Consider the following 18,340-nt stretch of genomic DNA (forward strand, 5'->3'; position numbering starts at 1 on the left):
GTCTTACTCCTGGAAATCGGGTGTTGTAAGCGGCAGATCAAGCTGCACCCTGCGACGCAGCCAGGGGCTGGGGCGGTAACGGGGCTCACCATAGGTCTGCTGCATATTGTTGAGAATGGTCAGTATGGTTTGTTTTCCATAATGCTCACCAAAGGCCAGGGGACCCTTGGGATAGCCGAGGGCTAATTGTATTGCGCGGTCCAGCGTCTCCGGGGTGGCGATACCTTTCTGGGCAATCTCGCTGCCAAGATTGACCACGCCGGCGATCAGGCGCTGGATAACAAAGCCGGGAGAATCGTTAATCACTTCCACAGGAACGCCGTCGGCAGACAGTGCCTGACGTGCCTGGGCAACCAGCGAGGCCTCGACGGCGGGCTGGCGCATCAGCGTGCGGCGCTTGTCCCAGTTGACCAGGCTATCGAGCGCGAGTGTTCGCGCAGCGGGTAGCTCCAGACGGGTCAGGGCGGCGGTGCAGTCCTCGCCCAGGGGCGTGATCAGGCAGATTGCCTTGGCGGAGGGTTGAGGACCATCCTCCAGGGTCGCGCCAGCGGCTCCGAGCACGCCCGCGACCTGAGTGCGCAGGGCCGCGTCGTCGCTTTGCAGCCAGAAAGGGCGGTCGACCAGCACAGTGTCGGGAGCGGTTTCCTGGGGCTCGATCTTCTGGCCGTCTTCATAGCGAAAGAACCCCTGGCCAGTCTTGCGTCCGAGCAGACCCGCCGCCACGCGTTGGGCAGCGATGAACGAGGGCGTATAACGGGGGTCGTGATAGAACTGCTCGTAGACCGACTCCATCACTGCATGGGACACGTCCAGTCCGGTCAGGTCAAACAGCTCGAAGGGGCCCATGCGAAAGCCCGGACCGTCGCGCAGGATACGATCGATCTGCGCCGGCGAGGCCACACCTTCGCTGAGCAAACGCAATGCTTCGGTACCGAAGGCACGACCGGCATGGTTGACGAGAAAGCCGGGTGTATCCGGCGTGATAGCTGCAAAATGCCCAGCCTTCTCTGCCAGCGCGACAAGGCCTTGAATCACGTTCTCATCGGTTCGCTCGCCACGCACGACCTCGACGATTTTCATCAGCGTCACGGGATTGAAGAAGTGAAAGCCAGCGACTCGTTGCGGGCGTTTGCAGGTGCTGGCGATCCGCGTAACGGACAACGAGGAGGTATTGGTAGCCAGTACGCAGTCGTCACCAACCAGGGCTTCGAGCTGATCAAAAAGTTTTTGTTTGACCTCCAGCAGCTCAACGATGGCCTCGATCACCAGATCGCAGTCCTTGAGGTCGCTCAATTCCTGTGCGGGTTGCATGCATTGCATGGTCGCTTCGAAATCGGCCTCGCTGAGTTTGCCCTTGGCGACCGAGCGCTTGAGCAGATTGCGATTGAAGTCGATAGCATCATCAATGGCTGCTGATCGCGTGTCGTAGATCAGGACCTGTTGACCGCTGCTGGCAAAAAGCTGGGCAATACCCCGGCCCATGGCTCCAGCGCCGATCACGCCAATTCGGTTGAACATGCAATGCCTCCTCGGTTATTCTCATTCCGCTGTGCGAAACAGTATTTCGTTCATAGCCGTGCGAGATTAAATCCTGCGCCGAGCGAGCGCAAGTTCGTCGACAGTGGAGCTGTGGCATACTCTGCAGCCGACTCCCATGCGAAGATCTGCATCAGTGTAGTGAATAAAAGGTGACCTAGCCGTGAACCCCGACCATCGCCAGGCAGTGGCCCAATCCGTAACAGGTTTTTTCCAGGACCTGGGCTGTGAACTGCTCGAATACTCCGAAGGCCGTGCGGTCGTCGGCCTGACGCTGACCGCAAAGCATCTCAATAACGCCAGCAATCTGCATGGCGGCGTCACCGCGAGCCTGCTGGATATCGCCATGGGGCTGTGCGGTACCTGGGCACCCAGTGCCGACGAGCGCCGGGTAGCCATTACCCTGTCAATGAACGTTAACTTCTCGGCAACCGCTGCACTGGGCACGCGGATACGTGCTGTGGCCACGCGCCGCAGCGGCGGCCACAAGATATTCATGGCCTCCTGCGATCTGCTTGATGACAAGGACACACTTCTCGGTTTCGGTGAAGGTGTTTTCAAGAAGGGCGCCTTCCGCAAGGATCTGCCGTGAGCACTGCCCGGTGACACATATGCCCATGGCAAAAATGACGGTTCTGCTGCTTCCCCTGGGTGTCGCCCTGGAGCTGGGTGCATTGCTCAGTCAGGTTGCGTTGCTCAGCTGGCTGGCGGCGCTGGCGTTTCTTGCCTATTTTCTGCTGCATTTCCGGCGGCTCAATCCGTATCCGCGCTGGCTGGGTATCGTTACCCTCGCGGTACTTGTTGCAACCGTAATCAGCCCACGCACGGATGCTTCGCTGTGGCCAAAACTGGCCAGTTCAGCGGCCTACTACACCAGTTTCCTGGGTGCTCTGGGGCTGATGCAGCTGCTGGCCAAGCGCCTGCCGCAACTCAGTGAGCTGCACAAGGCCCTGTTGTCTGGCTCCAAGGTGGTTCTCTACCCCCGGTATGTATTGACCGCCGGGAGCATTGGTTCGATTCTCAATTTCGGGATGATGAATCTGCTTTGTGGAACCCTGGCCACGCACCTGCGCCGGTATCCGCTGACCGATCTGCAGCGCCGCGAAGGCCTGCGCAGCGTCATGGTTACTACCTTGCGGGGTTTCGCGCTGGTCCCGCTCCTGGCGCCCACCAGTGTCACTATCGCGATTATTTCCCGCGAGATGCCCTCGCTATCCTGGAGCAGTATGGTGCCCTATGGCGCCGTAGCCGCAGTGATGATGATCCTGGTTGGCTGGCGGCGTGAAACCCGCGGACTGTTGGCCTTGCGCGACGATATCGGCGACAGCACCCGGGCCGAGGGCATGTGGGGGCTGCTCGGTGGCAGTTTGCTGGGGTTGATGCTGATCGGACTGCTGGCCTGGCAGACCGTACTCAGTGCGCCGCAATCGGCCATGCTGCTGGTTCCGGTGGGTGTCACGCTATATCTACTCTGGCGTGATCGCTCTCCGGTAAAGGCGCTGGACGAGATCGCCGACAACATGTCGAGCATGCATAACGAAATGTTCATCTTCGGTTGTGCGGCTCTGTTGGGCGGTGCCCTGGGGGCCATCGCGCCGCTGGAAGAGATTGCCGCCTGGTTGGCTGCCGAGCCCAAGTACAATCTGTTGTTGGCGGTGGCCAGTCTGTTCAGCACCATCACTCTCGCGGTGATTGGCGTAGCGCCGATTGTTTCACTGTCACTGATAGCCGGTCTGCTATCCCAGCTTGCCCTGCTGGGTGTGCCGATCATGACGCCGGCAGTGGGTCTGATGTGCGGCTTCTCCCTGGCGATGATCTGCTCGCCTTTCGGGCCTTCGACACTGATCCTGGCGCGCTACAGTGGCGAAACGCCGTTTCGTGTGGCCTTCGGCTGGAACGGACGCTTTGTTGCCAGCGTGATGCCGCTGCTCTTGCTCTTGCTGTTTGGCACCTACTGGTGGCATAGCTAGCAAAGCGGCAAGCCGAAAGCTGTACGCCCAAAGGCTCAAGAGGGCGGGTTCAGCTGGTGCAGAGTTACAAGGCACCGGTCAGCAGTCTCGCTTTGCTGTACCGTCGAAGCCCATGGATGGGCGACGACGAGCGCCCAGGGATGGGACAGCGTGTCTGCAAAGCGTGACTGCTGACCGACATCCCACACGGACTAATGCTCAATATGTCGTCAGGCATAATTTTTACACGGGCCCTAAAATGCCGGAACTACCTGAAGTAGAAACCACCCGCCGGGGTATTGCTCCGCATCTCGAGGGCCGCACTGTCACCCGACTGGTAGTGCGCGAGCGCCGACTGCGCTGGCCAATCCCGGAGGACCTGGCGATCCAGATCGAAGGCCAGACCTTCAGCCAGATTCGCCGTCGCGCCAAATACCTGCTCATGGATATTGGTGGGGGCAGCCTGATCAGCCATCTGGGTATGTCGGGCAATCTGCGTCTGGTACCAATCGGTACTACGCCGCTCAAGCACGAGCATGTGGATATCGAACTGGATTCAGGGCTCGCTCTGCGCTACACCGACCCAAGGCGTTTTGGCGCCATGCTCTGGATCAAGTCGGGCGAGGTCCATCCGCTTTTATCGAAGCTGGGGCCGGAACCGTTATCGGATCTGTTCGATGGTGAGCGCCTCTACCAGTGCTCGCGGGGCAAGAGCATCGCCGTCAAGCCGTTCATCATGGATAACGCGGTGGTGGTTGGCGTCGGGAATATCTACGCCAGCGAAGCGTTGTTTGCTGCAGGTATTGATCCGCGCCGCGAAGCCGGACGCATCAGTCGCGCCCGCTATCTGCGCCTGGCTATCGAGATCCGTCGCATTCTGGGCTACGCGATCGAGCTGGGCGGCACAACCCTGCGCGACTTTACCGGCGGTGATGGCCAGCCCGGATACTTTCAGCAGGAGCTTTTCGTTTACGGACGTGGCGGAGAATTGTGCAAACTGTGTGGAAGCACCCTGTCGGAGACCCGGCTCGGGCAACGCAGCTCGGTTTTCTGCCGCCAGTGTCAGAGCTGACTCCCCCGCCAGGCGTGGCCATGACCGATGTATTGTGCTTGAGGGCGGGTTCTGGCTTACTGTCATGGAGCTCTCGCACAACGGTGTGTGCATTATCTTCGCACTCGATTTCCCGATTGAGCGTTTACGCCTACAATGAAGTGTGAAGGCTGTCCTGGACGGATAGCTCAACAAGACCATGGGCCTGTCGGGCCCCAACCAGGGACTTTAATTATGCGCCTGTTACGTCATACCACAGCCTTGATGGCTGGCCTTCTGCTCAGCGCCGCTGCTCAGGCCGTCGAACCTACCCAAACCGGTTATGTCGAAAACGCGGATGAGCCGGGTTATTACGCCATGGTCGGCGATCTGGTCATCGCACGGCCACTGCTGGCAGGTGTCACTGCTATTGGTGCCGCTGCTTTTGTAGTGAGTCTGCCATTTACGCTCTTGGCCGGTAACACCGCCGAGGCAGGACGTGAGCTGGTCCTTCGGCCTGGCGAGGCAACCTTTGTCCGCTGTCTGGGTTGCACCAAAAGCGGTTATGGTCGCAAGCAGAGCGACGAACGCCGCTGACCGCACAAGCCGCGGGTCAGTGATCCGCGGTCGCAGCCCGCAGCCTTTTCACGAGTAGTAGGCTGATGCGCAACATGTTCAAACCCCTCTGGGTGCCAGTGCTTCTGCTGGCCCTCATAATATTGTTCGTCTGGAAATCAGACCTGGCCACCCTGGCGGCCGGGATTTCGCTGTTCATGCTTGGCATGTTTCATCTGCAGGATGGTTTTCGTGCTTTCACTGGTGGTGCGCTTGAGCGCTGGTTGAAGCGCAGTACCAATCGTCTGTGGAAGAGTCTGCTGTTTGGCGTGGCCAGTACGGCCCTGGTGCAGTCCAGTTCACTGGTTACCCTGCTTACCATCGCTTTCATGAGCGCCGGCATGATCAGTCTGGTGGCTGGTATCGGGATTGTGTTTGGTGCCAACCTGGGTACCACAACCGGCGCCTGGCTGATTGCCCTGGTGGGCTTGAAGGTCGACCTATCCGTGGCAGCGATGCCCTTGCTGGTGTTTGGCGTGTTGCTCGGTCGGCGCGCTGAAAGCCTTTGGAAAGGCATTGGTCAGCTACTCCTGGGGATGGGTCTGCTATTTCTGGGTATCGACCTTATGAAGGCGGGGTTTGCCGGTTTCGAGGGCATGCTGACGTTGGACAGCTTGCCTGCATCCGGCTGGGCCAGTGTTCTGCTCTATGCCTTCATCGGCTTGCTGGCTACGGTCCTCATGCAGTCCAGCCATGCCGCGCTGATGCTGACGTTGGCAGCGTTAGCCAGTGGTCAATTGCTTTACGGCAATGCATTGGCCATGGCGGTAGGTGCCAACCTGGGTACCACTGTCACCGCCGTCATCGGTGCTGTCGGCAGCAACAATGCTGGCCGCCGGCTGGCTGCGGCGCACATTCTATTTAATCTGATCACCGCGGTGGTGGCCCTGGCAATTCTGCCGATACTGGTCAGGTCGGTCGATTGGGCAGCCGATCTGTTGGGTATTGCGGCCGACGCGCATACCTTGAAGTTGGCGTTGTTTCATACCCTGTTCAACGTGCTGGGCCTGTTAATCATGTTGCCGTGGATCCCGCTTCTGGTGAAGTACCTGATGCGCTGGCTGCCTGATATGCCGACGGTAGGCGATACCACTTCCGGGGCTGTGACCCTGAGTGAGCAGCCGCGGATGCGTGCGCTGTTTCTGAACGACGGCGCGTTGCTGCATGCCGATACGGCTCTCAAGGTGCTGGATCAGGAGGTGCGTAACCTCGCGGCCCTGTCACGGCAGGTCGTCGCCGCAGCGGTGTATCTGCCGCCGGGCGGTTTGCAGGACCTGTCACCCGAGATGCTGCACCGGTTGGTGCTGCGCAAGGTGCCACTAGAGCAGCGAGAGGACGCCGAGGCGCTCTATGAGCGTCACGTCAAGGGCGTCTATGCGGACATCATCGACTTCAGTAGCCGTATCGACCAGTCCCTGCAGCCTGAGCAGCAGCAGTTGCTGCTCGATGACAACGCGGCGGCCCGCGAGCTGATCGAAGCGGTGAAAGCGGCAAATTATCTGCAGCGGAACCTGCGCAAACAGGTCGATAGCCAGCAGCCGGCCATTCACCAGTCCTATGACATGCTGCGCGAACAGTCGGGTATCGCGATCATCGAGTTGGCGCTGTTATTGGAAATGCGCGGCGACCGCGATGCGCAGACTGCTGTGTTCGAGCATTACGAAGAGGAAGAGGCGCTATTTGCCGAGCATTATCAGCAACAGGTGCAAAACCACCTGCGTAACCGTGAGCTGGATGGCTGGCAAGCGACCTCGCTGCTCAATGACCTCCATGCCGTGCTGCGTATCCGGCGTCACCTGTATCGTGCCCACGTGATACTGGCAGAAAAGCCCATTACTCCATTGGATGTGGCACTGGGTGAGCCGGCAGGTCGAATAGAGCCGACTTTTACTCTGTCATGATCGCTGGTTGAGGCAAGGGTTTGGGGGTGGCCCCGGGCTTCGGCAAAAGCGCGACCCGGGCCTGACCTACGCCGCGAGGGTCGCTGGCTGCGCTCAATGTGTTGGTGGTCTTGTCCCAATGTACCGCGTGCATGTCTCCGTAATCCCGGCCCACGGCCTTGATCTGGTGACCCATGGCTTCAAGTTCTGCCTGTTGCTCTGCATCCAGGGCCGCGTCCTCTACCTGGATGTGGTCTGGCAGGTACTGGTGATGGAAGCGTGGCCGGCTGACCCAGGTGTCCACTGTTTTACCTTCGATTGCCTCCAGCGCTCCCAACAGCACCATGGTGATGATGCGGCTGCCTCCAGGTGTGCCAAGCACCGCCAGCTGCTGGCTGTTTTCCAGCATGGTTGGCGTCATGCTCGACAGCGGACGCTTACCCGGAGCGATTGCATTGGCCAGGCTGCCGGCCAGACCGTAGGCGTTGACGCCCTCGGGATCGGCGGCAAAGTCATCCATCTCGTTGTTCAGTAATACACCCGTACCCGGGACCGTAAAGGCCGCGCCGAAGGGCAGGTTGATACTGAGTGTCGCCGACACTGCATTGCCCTGCCGGTCGATCAGTGAAAAATGGGTCGTGTTGTTGCCCTCGGTGAACGGACTGAGGGGGCCGAGCGCGTTGCTTGGAGTGGCACGGTCAGGGTCGATATCAGCGGCCATGTTGTGAGCATGTTCAACCGATAGCAGCTTTTCGACCGGAGGCGTGACGAAGTCGCTGTCACCCAGCAGCAGGCGGTCGCGGTAGACCCGGCGCATCAGTTCGACCCGTTGATGGGTCCATGCGCTCGAGCCTGATTGCGCCTTGGGTAGCGCTTCCAGGCCTTGAAGAATCCCGGCCAGGGCAATTCCGCCAGCGGAGGGCAATGGTGCGCTGATTACCTCGTGGCCATGGCTCGTGAAACGCACGGGTTGGCGGGTGACCACGCGATAAGCGTCCAGATCGGCCTGTTGCCAGGCTCCGTTGGCTTCCTGCACGGCACTCAGCAGGTGATCGGCCACGGGGCCCTGATAGAAGCCGGCACGGCCCTTGGTTGCCAGTTGCCGCAGGGTTTCGGCCAGCTCCGGCTGGCGGATCACCGTACCCTCGGCGGGTAACTCACCGTCGCGCAGAAACAATCGCGAGGTCTCGGCATCCGCGCGCATGGCTTCGAGCCGGAAGCTACCCAGGGCGCGATACCTGCTGGTAACGGCAAAACCCTGCTCTGCAGCTTCTATAGCCGGCTGCAGACTCTCGCCCAGGGGCAGGTTGCCGTACTGCACGCTAAGCGCGACCAGCGCTGCAGGCAGTCCCGGTATACCCGCGGCCCGTGGTCCATTGATCGCCGGATCCCGTTGTACCTCGCCCTTGCTGTCACGGTAGAAGTCGCGGTCAGCCTTCAGAGGTGCGGTTTCGCGTGCATCCAGAAAGACATATTCAGCTGCCGGCTGGGCGTGCTGGCGCAGCAAAAAGAATCCGCCCCCGCCCAGCCCGGAACTGTAGGGCTCAACCACGCCAAGGGTAGCGGCAACCGCTACGGCTGCATCAAAGGCATTGCCGCCCTGGTCGAGGATTTGGTGACCGGCTGCGGTGGCCATCGGATGGGCACTGGCAACAGCCTGTGCGTTAGGGCTGGCTTGGGCAGACAAGGGGCTGCCCAGCAGGATACAAAACAGCAGGGGAATTGCTGCCAGGCCAGTTCGGCGCGTTCCGTGTTGCATGGGCTTATCGGCCTGTCAGTATGTGGTATTTCTCCAGCAGCTCTTCCTGGCTTTCGACGTGTGCCGGATCCAGGGGGATGCAGTCGACCGGGCAGACCTGCTGACACTGGGGCTCGTCAAAGTGCCCCACGCACTCGGTACACAGGTTGGGGTCGATCACATAGATCTCTTCGCCCTGGGAGATCGCATTGTTGGGGCATTCGGGCTCGCAGACGTCGCAATTGATGCAGTCGTCGGTGATGATCAGGGACATGTATCGGGAACTCCGCGTGAAAAGCCCGACGGTCTATTCGTGATAGCGCTTGATCAGCGCTGCGTTGACAGTCGGGTGCACAAACTTGGTGACGTCCCCGTTCAGCGCGGCAATCTCACGCACCAGCGAGGAGGAGATATAAGAATACTGCTCAGACGGCGTCAGGAACAGGCTTTCCACATCCGGTGCCAGTACCCGGTTCATGTTGGCCAGCTGAAACTCGTACTCGAAATCCGACACGGCCCGCAGACCACGCAACAGCACGTTGGCGTCCACTTTCTTGACGAAATGCGCCAGCAGTTCGGAAAAACCCACCACCTCCACATTCGGTACATGCGCAAGTACTTCACGGGCCATGCTCACCCGCTCCTCGAGCGTGAACGCGGGGTTCTTCTTGGTGCTGGCAGCGACAGCCACAATGACCTTGTCGAACAGCCGTGAGGCGCGCTCCACCAGGTCTGTGTGCCCCTTGGTGATGGGATCGAAAGTGCCGGGATAGAGAACCGTGTTCATTGCGACTGATCCTGCAACAGTGATTGATGCGCTGATGGTAGCCCAATGCCGCCTTCGGGGCCAACCAGCGCGCACCAGGCCGACTAGGCTTGGCCCTGCAGCCGGGTAGCCAGACTGCTGGCCAGTCTGGACACCAGGCCGTAGATCGATAGCTGCGGATTGGCGCCGATGCTGGTGGGAAACAGCGAGCCATCAAACACCGACAGATTCTCAATCTGGTGATGACGGCCCATGCTATCGGTGACTGCCTGGGTCGGATCTTCACCCATGGCGCAGCCGCCCATCACGTGGGCGCTGGCCAGGCGTACGTCATAGATTGCGTAACGCAAGCCCGCAACCTGTTGCTGGAACTCGGCCCAGCTGCGGCTACTCTGGCCCTGGCTGTGCACGGGCATCACGGCTTTGGCACCGGCGGCAAACTGGATCTCGCCCATGGCCAGCCATGCGCGCCGGGCACCGTCCCAGATGTAATCGTCCAGGGGGTAGTCAAGAACCGGGTTGCCGTCGTCGCGCAGCGATACGCTGCCGCCCTGGCTGCGCTCATCGAAGCCGTCACGCATCAGCGCGATCAGAATATTGCTCTGCGCCAGCTTCTGGTTGCGCTCTAGGTTGGTCTGTCCGTGGCCGCCGAACAGTGCCGAGGTGAGACTCGGCTGCATGGGGGGTACCTCGAGCTTGAAACCGATCGGGCCGGTGGTGCCGTTATTCCACTGGAAATGATCTGAGTAGATCGACTGAGGTGCTCCGTAGAAGCCATTGATATCGTTATCGTACTGGGCCAGGTTGAAATTCACTGGATGCAAAAAGGTACGTTTGCCCAGGCGCCCGTGCGGGTCGGGGGCGCCAGACCGCATGAGTAGTCCAGGACTGTTGATTGCGCCGCCGGCCAGCACCACATGGCGGCCGCGCAGGGTAAAGCGTTGGCCATCAGCCAGGGTCAGTCGATCATTCATGGCGCGGCACTGCACACCAATCACCCGGTCACCCTCCATTACCAGCTTTTCCGCGCGGGCTGTATGGATCAGCGTCGCCCCCTTTTCCAGTGCGGCCGGTATCGTGGTCACCAGCATCGACTGTTTGGCGTTGGTCGGGCAGCCGGTACCGCAGTATCCCAGGTTCCAACAGCCACGCACGTTGCGCGGTATGACTTTCCAGTGCCAGCCCAGGCTCTCGCAACCTGCACGTATTACGTCGTTGTTTGCATTGGCCGGGACTGCCCAAGGGGCGACACCCAGGCGTTCTTCCATGCGCGCGAACCAGGGTGCCATGCTCGCGGAGTCCAGGCCGGTCACGCCATGGACATCGGCCCAGTGGGCCAGGGTCTGATCCGGCGTGCGGAAGCTGCTGGTCCAGTTGACTGTGGTGGTTCCGCCCACGGTGCGGCCCTGCAGAATGCCTATGCCACCGTCGGCCGTCGCACGGGCAGCGCCCTCCTGATAAAGCTCGGCGAAGGCCTTTGCCTCGTCATTCTTGAAATCACTCGATGTCTTCAGTGTGCCTTCTTCCACCAGTAACACCTTGAGCCCGGCCTGGGCCAGGATCTCGGCACTGGTGCCGCCGCCGGCACCAGTGCCTATGATGATGACATCGGCTTCGAAGGTCCGCTCGGCGTCAAAATCACTGGCATCAAGCACATGCCAGCCGCGGTCAATACCTTGCAGAAATAGATCAGGAACGGGCATATCAATTTACCTGGTAAGAATCAGATGACGGGCGGGCCGGGGTAGCCGATGGCTGCCCAGGATGCGGGGGTGGCATACCAGGCCATCAGCAGCAACTGACTGAGGGCTGAATGGCCCTGGCGTAGCATGTCCAGCCGACTGTCGCGCCAGCGTTGCAGGAAGGCCTGCACTTCTGCGGGAGATGCCTTGTCCCAGGTGCCCCAGATGCCGGTCATCGGGCCGCGTGTAATGGGCATCGACAGCATGCCGAGCAGATCGGTGACCTGGGTCTGCACTGCTGTGGAGGTCCAGGCCAGGGTGGTATCAAACTGATCTATGGCGGCCTGCAATGTATCCTGGTTGAGTGCTGGATGCGGTCCCACCAGGCCAACCATGATTGCCGCCACCACCGGTATATCCGTATCGCGCAGAACGGAGTAACCAACGCCGGGCCGGCTGCTGCTGCAACCGGAAAGGGTGGCGGTCATGCCGACGGTGGCGAGTGCGGCGCTGGCACCCGCGCCGAGCTTCAGAAACTGGCGCCGGTTGAGCGGCGCGGAGGATAGAGAAGTCATTTTCGGTTCCTGGCGGTCAACGGATAAACAGTTTGTAGACCAGCTTCAGTACCGCACCACCGTAGGGTGGGTAGATAGGCCTGGCCCCGTTGAAGCGTTGCTTGATATACACGCCCTTGGCCTTGCTGAAGGTCAGGAATCCCTCATGGCCATGGTAGTGGCCCATGCCGGAAGGCCCAATGCCACCGAAGGGCATATCATCCTGCGCTACATGCAGAATGGTATCGTTGATACACATGCCGCCTGCATGGGTCTGGTTCATCAGCCGTTCCTGCTCGGGCTTGTCATAGCCAAAGTAATACAGCGCCAGCGGGCGAGGGCGGTCCGCTATGTATTCCATGGCATCTTCAATGGAGTCGTAGGGCAGGATTGGCATCAATGGTCCGAAGATCTCCTCCTGCATGATCTTCATGTCATCGTTGACATCCAGCAGCAGGGTCGGGGCCAGAATCCGCGTGTCACTGAGCTCTTCTTCCCCGGGGTTCAGCTCGATGATCCTTGCCCCCTTGTCGCGGGCATCCTGCAGGTAACCCTGAATGCGCTGGTACTGACGTGGGTTGACCACCTGCGTGTAATCGGCATTGTCACGCAGGCTCGGATAGAGCCGCGCAAACTGGCTGCGTAGCGCTTCGATCAGTTCATCAACGCGATCACGGGGGCACAGGACATAGTCAGGTGCCACACAGGTCTGCCCGGCATTGACGCCCTTGCCAAAGGCGATACGTTCTGCCGCATCTGCAATAGGCACATCCCTGGAGACGATAGCTGGGGATTTACCGCCCAGCTCCAGGGTGACCGGGGTCAGGTTCTCCGCCGCAGCGCGCATTACATGCTTGCCTATGCTGGTGGCTCCGGTGAACAGCAGGTGATCGAAGGGCAGTTTTGAAAACGCCATGCCTACCTCGGCCTCACCGGTAATCACTGCAACCTGATCCTCGGGGAAAACATCTCCGAGCATCTGCGCAAAGACCTTTGCCGTCTCGGGGGTGGATTCGCTCATCTTGATCATCACCCGATTGCCGGCCGCCAATGCACCGGTTAGTGGGCCCATGGCCAGATACAGTGGATAATTCCAGGGTACGATGACCCCGACCACGCCCAAGGGTTGATAGATTACCTTGGCCTTGCCCGGCTGGAATGCCATGCCCACATGGCGGCTGGACGGCTTCATCCAGCGGCGCAGGCGCTTGCTGACGTACTTGATACCTTCCAGGGCGGGCAGTATTTCTGCCAGCCTGGTCTCGTCAGCAGAGCGCCTGCCAAAGTCGCTGCTGATGGCCTGAATCAGCGGCTCCTGATAGCGTAAAAGCGCTGCCTTGAGCGATTGAAGGGATTCGATCCGCTTGTCTGCAGTAGGCATGGGATCGTGACGGAAGGCCGCACGCTGTTGCTCGAACAATAGCTGCATACGCGAAATCGACTGCTGCTGGTCCTGCATATAAGCAATATCGGCTACCATGGGAACGCTCCGGCCAGACCATCATGGGCCTGTTTTTATTTGATGTAGGGTATTTTTAGAGCAATTGCTCTAAGCTGTCAATGCAGCTGCCTGTTCGGTGGGGCATCCGAAACATTTCGACACTGAGAGAAGGCATGAAAACCCGCGATCGCATACTCAACGCCAGCCTGCAGCTATTCAACGAGCTGGGCGAGCGCTCTGTAACCACCAATCATATTGCCGTGCATCTGGGTATGTCGCCGGGGAATCTCTATTATCATTTTCGCAACAAGCAGCAGATCATTGCGGAGCTGTTCAACGCTTACGAGCAGCAGGTAGATGCCTATCTGAGTGTGCCGGAAGGTCGATCTTTGGAGATTGCCGACAAGGCACATTACCTGGAGTCGATCTTTGCCGGACTCTGGGAGTACCGTTTTTTGCACCGTGACCTGGAGCACCTGCTCAATAGCGATCCGGATCTGGCCCAGCGTTATCGGGTGTTCTCCCAGCGTTGCGTGCAGAGCGGCCAGACGATTTACCAGGGCCTGGTCGACGCTGACATTCTCTGCCGCGAGCGCACCGACCCACAGGCACTGGCGATTAACAGCTGGCTATTGATGACCGGTTGGGTGGGGTATCTGTACACCACAGTGCTGGACGCCGAGCAGCCGCAGTTGACGCCGGATCTGCTGCGCCGCGGGGTTTATCAGGTGCTGGCGCAGGAGCGGGGACTTTTGACCGAGCGCGCGCGCGATGCCGTTCATGCCATGCTGGATGATTACTACGTAGCGCTTTAAGCCCGGCCCTGCTCAGCAAACCATTGCGGCAGGCGTCGTTCCAGGTAGAAGCGGGGATTGAACGGGGAGCCCTCCACAAAACCCACATGCCCGCCACCTGCATGCAGTTCGAAACGGGTGCTGCTGGATAGCTCGCTTTGCTCAGGCAGGCTGTGGGCATAGACGAACGGATCATTCAGGGCCTGGACGATCAACGTGGGTATGCTGATGGTGCCCAGGAAAAAACGGCTGCTGCAGCGACGATAATAATCCTCGGCGCTGGCATATCCATGCAGCGGCGCAGTTACCCGGTCATCGAAATCCCAGAATGAATCCATGCCTTCCAGCGAGCCCAGTGCGGCCAGGCTGGCATGTTCCGCGTCGCGGCCCTGGTGGGCAAACAGGCGTTGTTTGTTCCTGACGTAGGCCAGCATGTCCCGCATGAAACGCGCCTGATAAACCCTCGAAAAACCCAATTGCAAACGGTCGGCGCACTGGTCCAGGCGGAAGGGGACCGATACCGCGGCGGCGGCTTGCAGAAGCGATTTATCGCCGCGCTCGCCGAGGTATTTCAGCAGCACATTGCCGCCTAGGGAGTAACCTGCTGCATGGAGGCGCCGATCCGGGTCGGCGGCATGCAAATGCGCAATGACCTCGGCAAGATCCTCGCTGGCGCCGGAGTGGTAGCCGCGCGCCAGATGGTTGGGCTCTCCGGAGCAGCCGCGCCAGTTCACCGCCACGCTCGGCCAGCCCATTGCGGCGAGTGCGCTCTGCTGGCCGAGGATATACAACGAGTCCGAGCTGCCGGTCAGGCCGTGCAGCAGTATCACGCAGGGCTGGTCCGACGTTTCCGGCCCGTACCAGTCCAGGTCGAGAAAGTCGCCATCGACAAGCGTCAAACGCTCACGCCGTCGATCCAGCGAGGGTGTTGTCCGACACAGCGGGCCATAAAGTGTTGGCAGGTGCCCGCCAGGCAACCACTTGGCGGGTCGAAACGCCGTCATGCGTTACGTTGCCAGAGGCTGTACCAGACCTGCCCGGCACGCTTCTCGCGGTGCAGGCTCCAGGTGGCCGGGCGGGGCAGTTCGCTTGGCCGGCATTCGCTTTCGGTATAGATCAGAGCGTCAGCGCTCAGCCAGCCATTGTCTTCCAGTGCTGCGCAGGCTGGAGCAAGCAGGTCCTGGCGGAAAGGTGGGTCAAGGAAAGCAATCTGGAAAGGCTCAGCCGGCGTGCTTGCCAGCATTGCCAGGGCATCCTTTTGGCGTACTTCGGCGCTGTCGCACTGCAGCGTCTGCAGGTGGCCGCGCAGGGTGTTTACCACCTCGCGGCTGGTATCGCAGGCGAGTACCCAAGCGGCACCGCGTGAAAGGGCTTCCAGGCTCAGCGCGCCGCTGCCGGCAAAGGGGTCGATACAGCGTGCGCCTTCGATATGGCCGCTCAGCCAGTTGAACAGGGTTTCGCGTACCCGATCCGGGGTCGGCCGCAGGCCTGGTTGCTCGACGAAGCTGAGGCGGCGACTGCGCCAGGTGCCGGCAATGATACGCAACTGGCTTTGCCGATTTGAAGCTGGCCTCATTCCGTTGGCTCCAAGGGTTCGTCAGGCACGATGACCTCGTTTGTCGCTTGCACACCTTCCACTTCATCTACTTCGGCCAGCACGGGTTCTGGGCCCACGGTCACAATCAGCCGACGTTGCGGATCGATAAGTTGCTGGAAGGCCTCGCGGACGTCTTCTATTTCCAGCTTCTCAACCTGGTCGAGAAAAAGCTGCATATGGTTGAGGGGTAATCCGTAAAAACCGATCATGCCGAGTTGGCCGACAATGGCATCATTGCTGGCCGTGGACAGGGGGAACTGGCCCATAATCTGGCGTTTGGTGCGCACCAGCTCGGTCTCGGTAGGCCCCTCTCGGACAAATTCGTTCAGGGTCGCGTCTATCACTTCCAGTGCCAGTTCAACCTGATCATTGCGCGTCTGCATGCCGATCTGGAACGGTCCGGCAGCCTGCATGGGCACCAGACTGCTGCTGACCGAATAAGACAGTCCCCGTTCTTCGCGGATCTGCTCCATCAAGCGTGAGCCGAAACCGGAACCACCGAGCATCTGGTTGCCCACGTAGAGTGCAGCATAGTCAGGGTCCTGCCGGTTGATACCCAACTGCCCGAGCAGAATATGTGTTTGCTGTGAGTTGAACACCACATGTTCATGTCGGGCCGTGACCTGATCCGGCTGGGCCACGGGAGCTGCCGCCGGACCCTGGGGCAGCGCGCGGGAAAGACGACTGGCGATGCGTTCCGCTTCTGCCTTATCGATATCGCCTACCATGGCGATCACCGCGTTACCGGCGGTGTAATATTCGCCGTGGAAGGTATTCAGGATATCCGGCGTCAGCAGGGCCAGGCTCTCGGGCGTGCCCGAGGGCAGGCTACCGTAGGGATGCTCGGGATAGAGTCCCGCCCAGAAGGCTTCGCTACCCAGGGCGCCGGGGCTTTGCAGACGCATTTGCAGGCTGGCTTGCAGCTGATTGCGCAGGCGCTCGAAGGCGTCGACGGGAAACCCAGGCTGGCTGACTACGCGGGTAAACAGATCCAGAGCCGGCTGCAACTTGTCAGTGGCAGTTAGTGACCGCAAGCCTGCCAAGGCCATATCGCGGTGGGAGCTGTTGTCATACTCGGCGCCAAGCTTTTCAAAACCAGCGGCGATGGCGCCGGAGTCCATGCCCTCGATACCCTCGTTGAGCATGCCGTTGGTCACCATGGCCAACCCCGGAAGGGTACCATCTCGGCTGGCGCCAGCCGCGAAGAGCAGCTGCAGATCGAGCATCGGCAGCTCGGCGGCTTGCATGAAATACACCCGCGCACCTTCATCGGTAGTCCAGTGCTGCAGATCCAGGCTGCGCCGCGCTGGCGCCTTGTCCAGATTGACGCGCTGCAGTGACTCCAGAGCGGGCAATGGGTCGGTTGTCGCTTCGGTAGATGGCTCGCTGCTTGGCTCGGTCACAGGCGTCTGCGCCACTGCGGCGGCATCTTCTGCGGGTAACTCTGGTTTTATCGACTTGCTCAACAATAGAGCGAAAACGAGCACCAGTACGACAACGGCCAGGACCCAACGGATCATGGGTATGGGTTTTGCCGACATCAGTTGGCTCCTTGATTGGCAGGTGCTTCAGGTTGCTGAACCGGTGGAGTTGGCAATACGTGACCGAGGGTCAGGCGCTCGGGTACCAGGAACTTGCGGGCCACGGCGCTGACCTGCTCTGGCGTAATAGCTTCAAGCGCGTCTGCGTCCTGTTCGATCAGCTCCCAGGACAAGCCGACACTCTCCAGCTGGCCTATCATGTTGGCCTGATGGGTAATGCTGTCCCGTGCATAGATATCCTGGGCGATAAGCTGAGTCTTGACCCGTGTCAGCTCGGCAGAATCGGGCGGGCTGTTCTTGAGCTGATCAATTTCTTCCCATAGCGCAGCTTCCAGCTCGGCCAGATTCACCTCGCGTGACTGGTTGGGCAGGCCGCTGAGCGTAAACAGAGTGTCGCCCCGGGTAAATGCGCTGTAACTGGCATTGGCCGAAGTGGCCACCGAGCTGCCGCGTTCCAGGCGGCTGGGCAGGCGCGCGCTGTAACCGGCATCGAGTACGCCCTCCAACAGGCGCAGGGCGTGGACCTCCCAGACTTGTTCCGCGGTATTCAGGCTGGGCACGTTGAAGCTCATCAACAAACTGGGCAGCTGCACCTCAACCTCAATGTTCACGTTGCGCTGGGCGCCGCCTGGCAGTTCCAGGGGGATCTTCTGAGCAGGCAGCTCGCCGGCAGGAATCGGTCCGAAATAGGTTTCGACCAGGGGGCGCACTTCCTCCAGTGACACATCGCCGACAATGACCAGAATCGCGTTACCCGGTTGGTACCAGGTGCGATACCAGGCGCGCAGATCCTCAATGGTCAGGCGTTCCAGGTCATGCATCCAGCCAATCACCGGCTGGCCATACGGGCTGGCCATGTGTGCCTGGGTAAGAAAACGTTCGTAGGCCAGACTGTTGGGGTTATCGTCCACGCGCAGGCGACGTTCTTCTTTTATGACTTCCATCTCACGCAGGAACTCATCCTCCGGAAGCTGCGCCGTGTGCATGCGCTCGGCCTCCATTTCCAGCGCAATGGCCAGTTGCTCGCGGCTGAGGACCTGGTAATAGGCGGTGTAATCGCGGCTGGTGAAGGCGTTCTCCTGCGCGCCCAGACTGCCCAGCAGCTTGGAAGCCTCGCCCGGCCCCAGATTCTCGCTGCCCTTGAACATCATGTGCTCCAGTGCATGGGAGATACCGGTCTGCCCGGGCGGCTCGTGACTGCTGCCAACCTGATACCA

General features: G+C 60.3%; 17 protein-coding genes. 6 read left to right on the forward strand and 11 right to left on the reverse strand.

The genetic code is table 11. The features are described 5' to 3' along the window. Window positions 1–3: 3 nt before the first annotated feature. The gene (locus tag AAC076_RS07330) at window positions 4–1,518 is read right to left on the reverse strand and encodes a 3-hydroxyacyl-CoA dehydrogenase (protein ID WP_339843999.1); all 1,515 of its coding nucleotides are present in this window, start codon (window positions 1,516–1,518) and stop codon (window positions 4–6) included. Window positions 1,519–1,699: 181 nt separating this feature from the next. On the opposite strand from AAC076_RS07330, the gene AAC076_RS07335 reads away from it, so the two are divergent. The 5 genes from AAC076_RS07335 (at window position 1,700) to AAC076_RS07355 (ending at window position 7,031) form a co-directional block, all read left to right on the forward strand. Continuing rightward, window positions 1,700–2,128 (forward strand): PaaI family thioesterase, encoded by a 429-nt coding sequence (locus tag AAC076_RS07335; protein ID WP_339844001.1) that lies wholly within the window; start codon window positions 1,700–1,702, stop codon window positions 2,126–2,128. 19 nt (window positions 2,129–2,147) lie between these two features. Then, window positions 2,148–3,506: a hypothetical protein gene (locus AAC076_RS07340; protein ID WP_339844003.1), complete on the forward strand. Its 1,359-nt coding sequence runs from the start codon at window positions 2,148–2,150 to the stop codon at window positions 3,504–3,506. Between the two features lie 238 nt (window positions 3,507–3,744). Beyond that, window positions 3,745–4,557 (forward strand): bifunctional DNA-formamidopyrimidine glycosylase/DNA-(apurinic or apyrimidinic site) lyase, encoded by an 813-nt coding sequence (mutM, locus tag AAC076_RS07345; protein WP_339844004.1) that lies wholly within the window; start codon window positions 3,745–3,747, stop codon window positions 4,555–4,557. A gap of 213 nt (window positions 4,558–4,770) precedes the next feature. Continuing rightward, entirely contained in the window at window positions 4,771–5,112 is a 342-nt protein-coding gene (locus tag AAC076_RS07350) for a multidrug transporter (RefSeq protein WP_339844008.1), read from the forward strand. A 74-nt stretch (window positions 5,113–5,186) separates the two neighbouring features. Then, the gene (locus AAC076_RS07355; RefSeq protein ID WP_339844010.1) at window positions 5,187–7,031 is read left to right on the forward strand and encodes a Na/Pi symporter; all 1,845 of its coding nucleotides are present in this window, start codon (window positions 5,187–5,189) and stop codon (window positions 7,029–7,031) included. Here AAC076_RS07355 and ggt read toward each other — a convergent pair. From ggt to AAC076_RS07385, 6 genes are all read right to left on the reverse strand, one after another. After that, window positions 7,018–8,769 (reverse strand): gamma-glutamyltransferase, encoded by a 1,752-nt coding sequence (gene ggt, locus AAC076_RS07360; protein WP_339844012.1) that lies wholly within the window; start codon window positions 8,767–8,769, stop codon window positions 7,018–7,020. The two genes, AAC076_RS07355 and ggt, sit on opposite strands and share 14 nt — an antisense overlap. A gap of 4 nt (window positions 8,770–8,773) precedes the next feature. Further along, on the reverse strand, window positions 8,774–9,022 hold the full coding sequence (locus AAC076_RS07365; protein WP_339844013.1) for a YfhL family 4Fe-4S dicluster ferredoxin: 249 nt from the start codon (window positions 9,020–9,022) through the stop codon (window positions 8,774–8,776). 33 nt (window positions 9,023–9,055) lie between these two features. Then, the gene (gene coaD, locus AAC076_RS07370) at window positions 9,056–9,535 is read right to left on the reverse strand and encodes a pantetheine-phosphate adenylyltransferase (RefSeq protein ID WP_339844015.1); all 480 of its coding nucleotides are present in this window, start codon (window positions 9,533–9,535) and stop codon (window positions 9,056–9,058) included. Window positions 9,536–9,618: 83 nt separating this feature from the next. Beyond that, window positions 9,619–11,217, reverse strand: a complete 1,599-nt coding sequence (locus tag AAC076_RS07375; protein ID WP_339844017.1) for a GMC family oxidoreductase — start codon at window positions 11,215–11,217, stop codon at window positions 9,619–9,621. 20 nt (window positions 11,218–11,237) lie between these two features. Next, window positions 11,238–11,771 (reverse strand): twin-arginine translocation signal domain-containing protein, encoded by a 534-nt coding sequence (locus AAC076_RS07380; RefSeq protein ID WP_339844018.1) that lies wholly within the window; start codon window positions 11,769–11,771, stop codon window positions 11,238–11,240. A 16-nt stretch (window positions 11,772–11,787) separates the two neighbouring features. Further along, window positions 11,788–13,230: a coniferyl aldehyde dehydrogenase gene (locus AAC076_RS07385; protein ID WP_339844019.1), complete on the reverse strand. Its 1,443-nt coding sequence runs from the start codon at window positions 13,228–13,230 to the stop codon at window positions 11,788–11,790. A gap of 122 nt (window positions 13,231–13,352) precedes the next feature. On the opposite strand from AAC076_RS07385, the gene AAC076_RS07390 reads away from it, so the two are divergent. Then, complete coding sequence (locus tag AAC076_RS07390) at window positions 13,353–14,006, forward strand: TetR/AcrR family transcriptional regulator (RefSeq protein WP_339844037.1); 654 nt, start codon at window positions 13,353–13,355, stop codon at window positions 14,004–14,006. Here the strand turns inward: AAC076_RS07390 and AAC076_RS07395 are convergent. The 4 genes from AAC076_RS07395 to AAC076_RS07410 all read right to left on the reverse strand — a co-directional run. Continuing rightward, window positions 14,003–14,989, reverse strand: a complete 987-nt coding sequence (locus AAC076_RS07395) for a hydrolase (RefSeq protein ID WP_339844021.1) — start codon at window positions 14,987–14,989, stop codon at window positions 14,003–14,005. The genes AAC076_RS07390 and AAC076_RS07395 overlap by 4 nt on opposite strands. Continuing rightward, entirely contained in the window at window positions 14,986–15,561 is a 576-nt protein-coding gene (rsmD, locus tag AAC076_RS07400; protein ID WP_339844023.1) for a 16S rRNA (guanine(966)-N(2))-methyltransferase RsmD, read from the reverse strand. The genes AAC076_RS07395 and rsmD overlap by 4 nt, the downstream gene beginning before the upstream one ends. Beyond that, window positions 15,558–17,123: a pitrilysin family protein gene (locus AAC076_RS07405; RefSeq protein ID WP_339844024.1), complete on the reverse strand. Its 1,566-nt coding sequence runs from the start codon at window positions 17,121–17,123 to the stop codon at window positions 15,558–15,560. The genes rsmD and AAC076_RS07405 overlap by 4 nt, the downstream gene beginning before the upstream one ends. Next, window positions 17,123–18,340, reverse strand: a 1,218-nt coding sequence (locus AAC076_RS07410) for a pitrilysin family protein (protein WP_339844025.1), incomplete at its 5' end; no start/stop codon positions are given. The genes AAC076_RS07410 and AAC076_RS07405, both read right to left, overlap by 1 nt.

Source organism: uncultured Halopseudomonas sp., from assembly GCF_963977355.1.
Classification (GTDB): Bacteria; Pseudomonadota; Gammaproteobacteria; order Pseudomonadales; family Pseudomonadaceae; genus Halopseudomonas.

Coding starts and splice junctions, on each gene's coding strand:
- AAC076_RS07340 (WP_339844003.1), top strand. CDS start 2,148: ATGCCCATGGCAAAAATGACGGTTCTGCTGCTTCCCCTGGGTGTCGCC.
- AAC076_RS07330 (WP_339843999.1), bottom strand. CDS start 1,518: ATGTTCAACCGAATTGGCGTGATCGGCGCTGGAGCCATGGGCCGGGGT.
- AAC076_RS07385 (WP_339844019.1), bottom strand. CDS start 13,230: ATGGTAGCCGATATTGCTTATATGCAGGACCAGCAGCAGTCGATTTCG.
- AAC076_RS07405 (WP_339844024.1), bottom strand. CDS start 17,123: ATGTCGGCAAAACCCATACCCATGATCCGTTGGGTCCTGGCCGTTGTC.
- AAC076_RS07350 (WP_339844008.1), top strand. CDS start 4,771: ATGCGCCTGTTACGTCATACCACAGCCTTGATGGCTGGCCTTCTGCTC.
- rsmD (WP_339844023.1), bottom strand. CDS start 15,561: ATGAGGCCAGCTTCAAATCGGCAAAGCCAGTTGCGTATCATTGCCGGC.
- AAC076_RS07375 (WP_339844017.1), bottom strand. CDS start 11,217: ATGCCCGTTCCTGATCTATTTCTGCAAGGTATTGACCGCGGCTGGCAT.
- AAC076_RS07380 (WP_339844018.1), bottom strand. CDS start 11,771: ATGACTTCTCTATCCTCCGCGCCGCTCAACCGGCGCCAGTTTCTGAAG.
- AAC076_RS07365 (WP_339844013.1), bottom strand. CDS start 9,022: ATGTCCCTGATCATCACCGACGACTGCATCAATTGCGACGTCTGCGAG.
- AAC076_RS07395 (WP_339844021.1), bottom strand. CDS start 14,989: ATGACGGCGTTTCGACCCGCCAAGTGGTTGCCTGGCGGGCACCTGCCA.
- AAC076_RS07355 (WP_339844010.1), top strand. CDS start 5,187: ATGTTCAAACCCCTCTGGGTGCCAGTGCTTCTGCTGGCCCTCATAATA.
- mutM (WP_339844004.1), top strand. CDS start 3,745: ATGCCGGAACTACCTGAAGTAGAAACCACCCGCCGGGGTATTGCTCCG.
- ggt (WP_339844012.1), bottom strand. CDS start 8,769: ATGCAACACGGAACGCGCCGAACTGGCCTGGCAGCAATTCCCCTGCTG.
- coaD (WP_339844015.1), bottom strand. CDS start 9,535: ATGAACACGGTTCTCTATCCCGGCACTTTCGATCCCATCACCAAGGGG.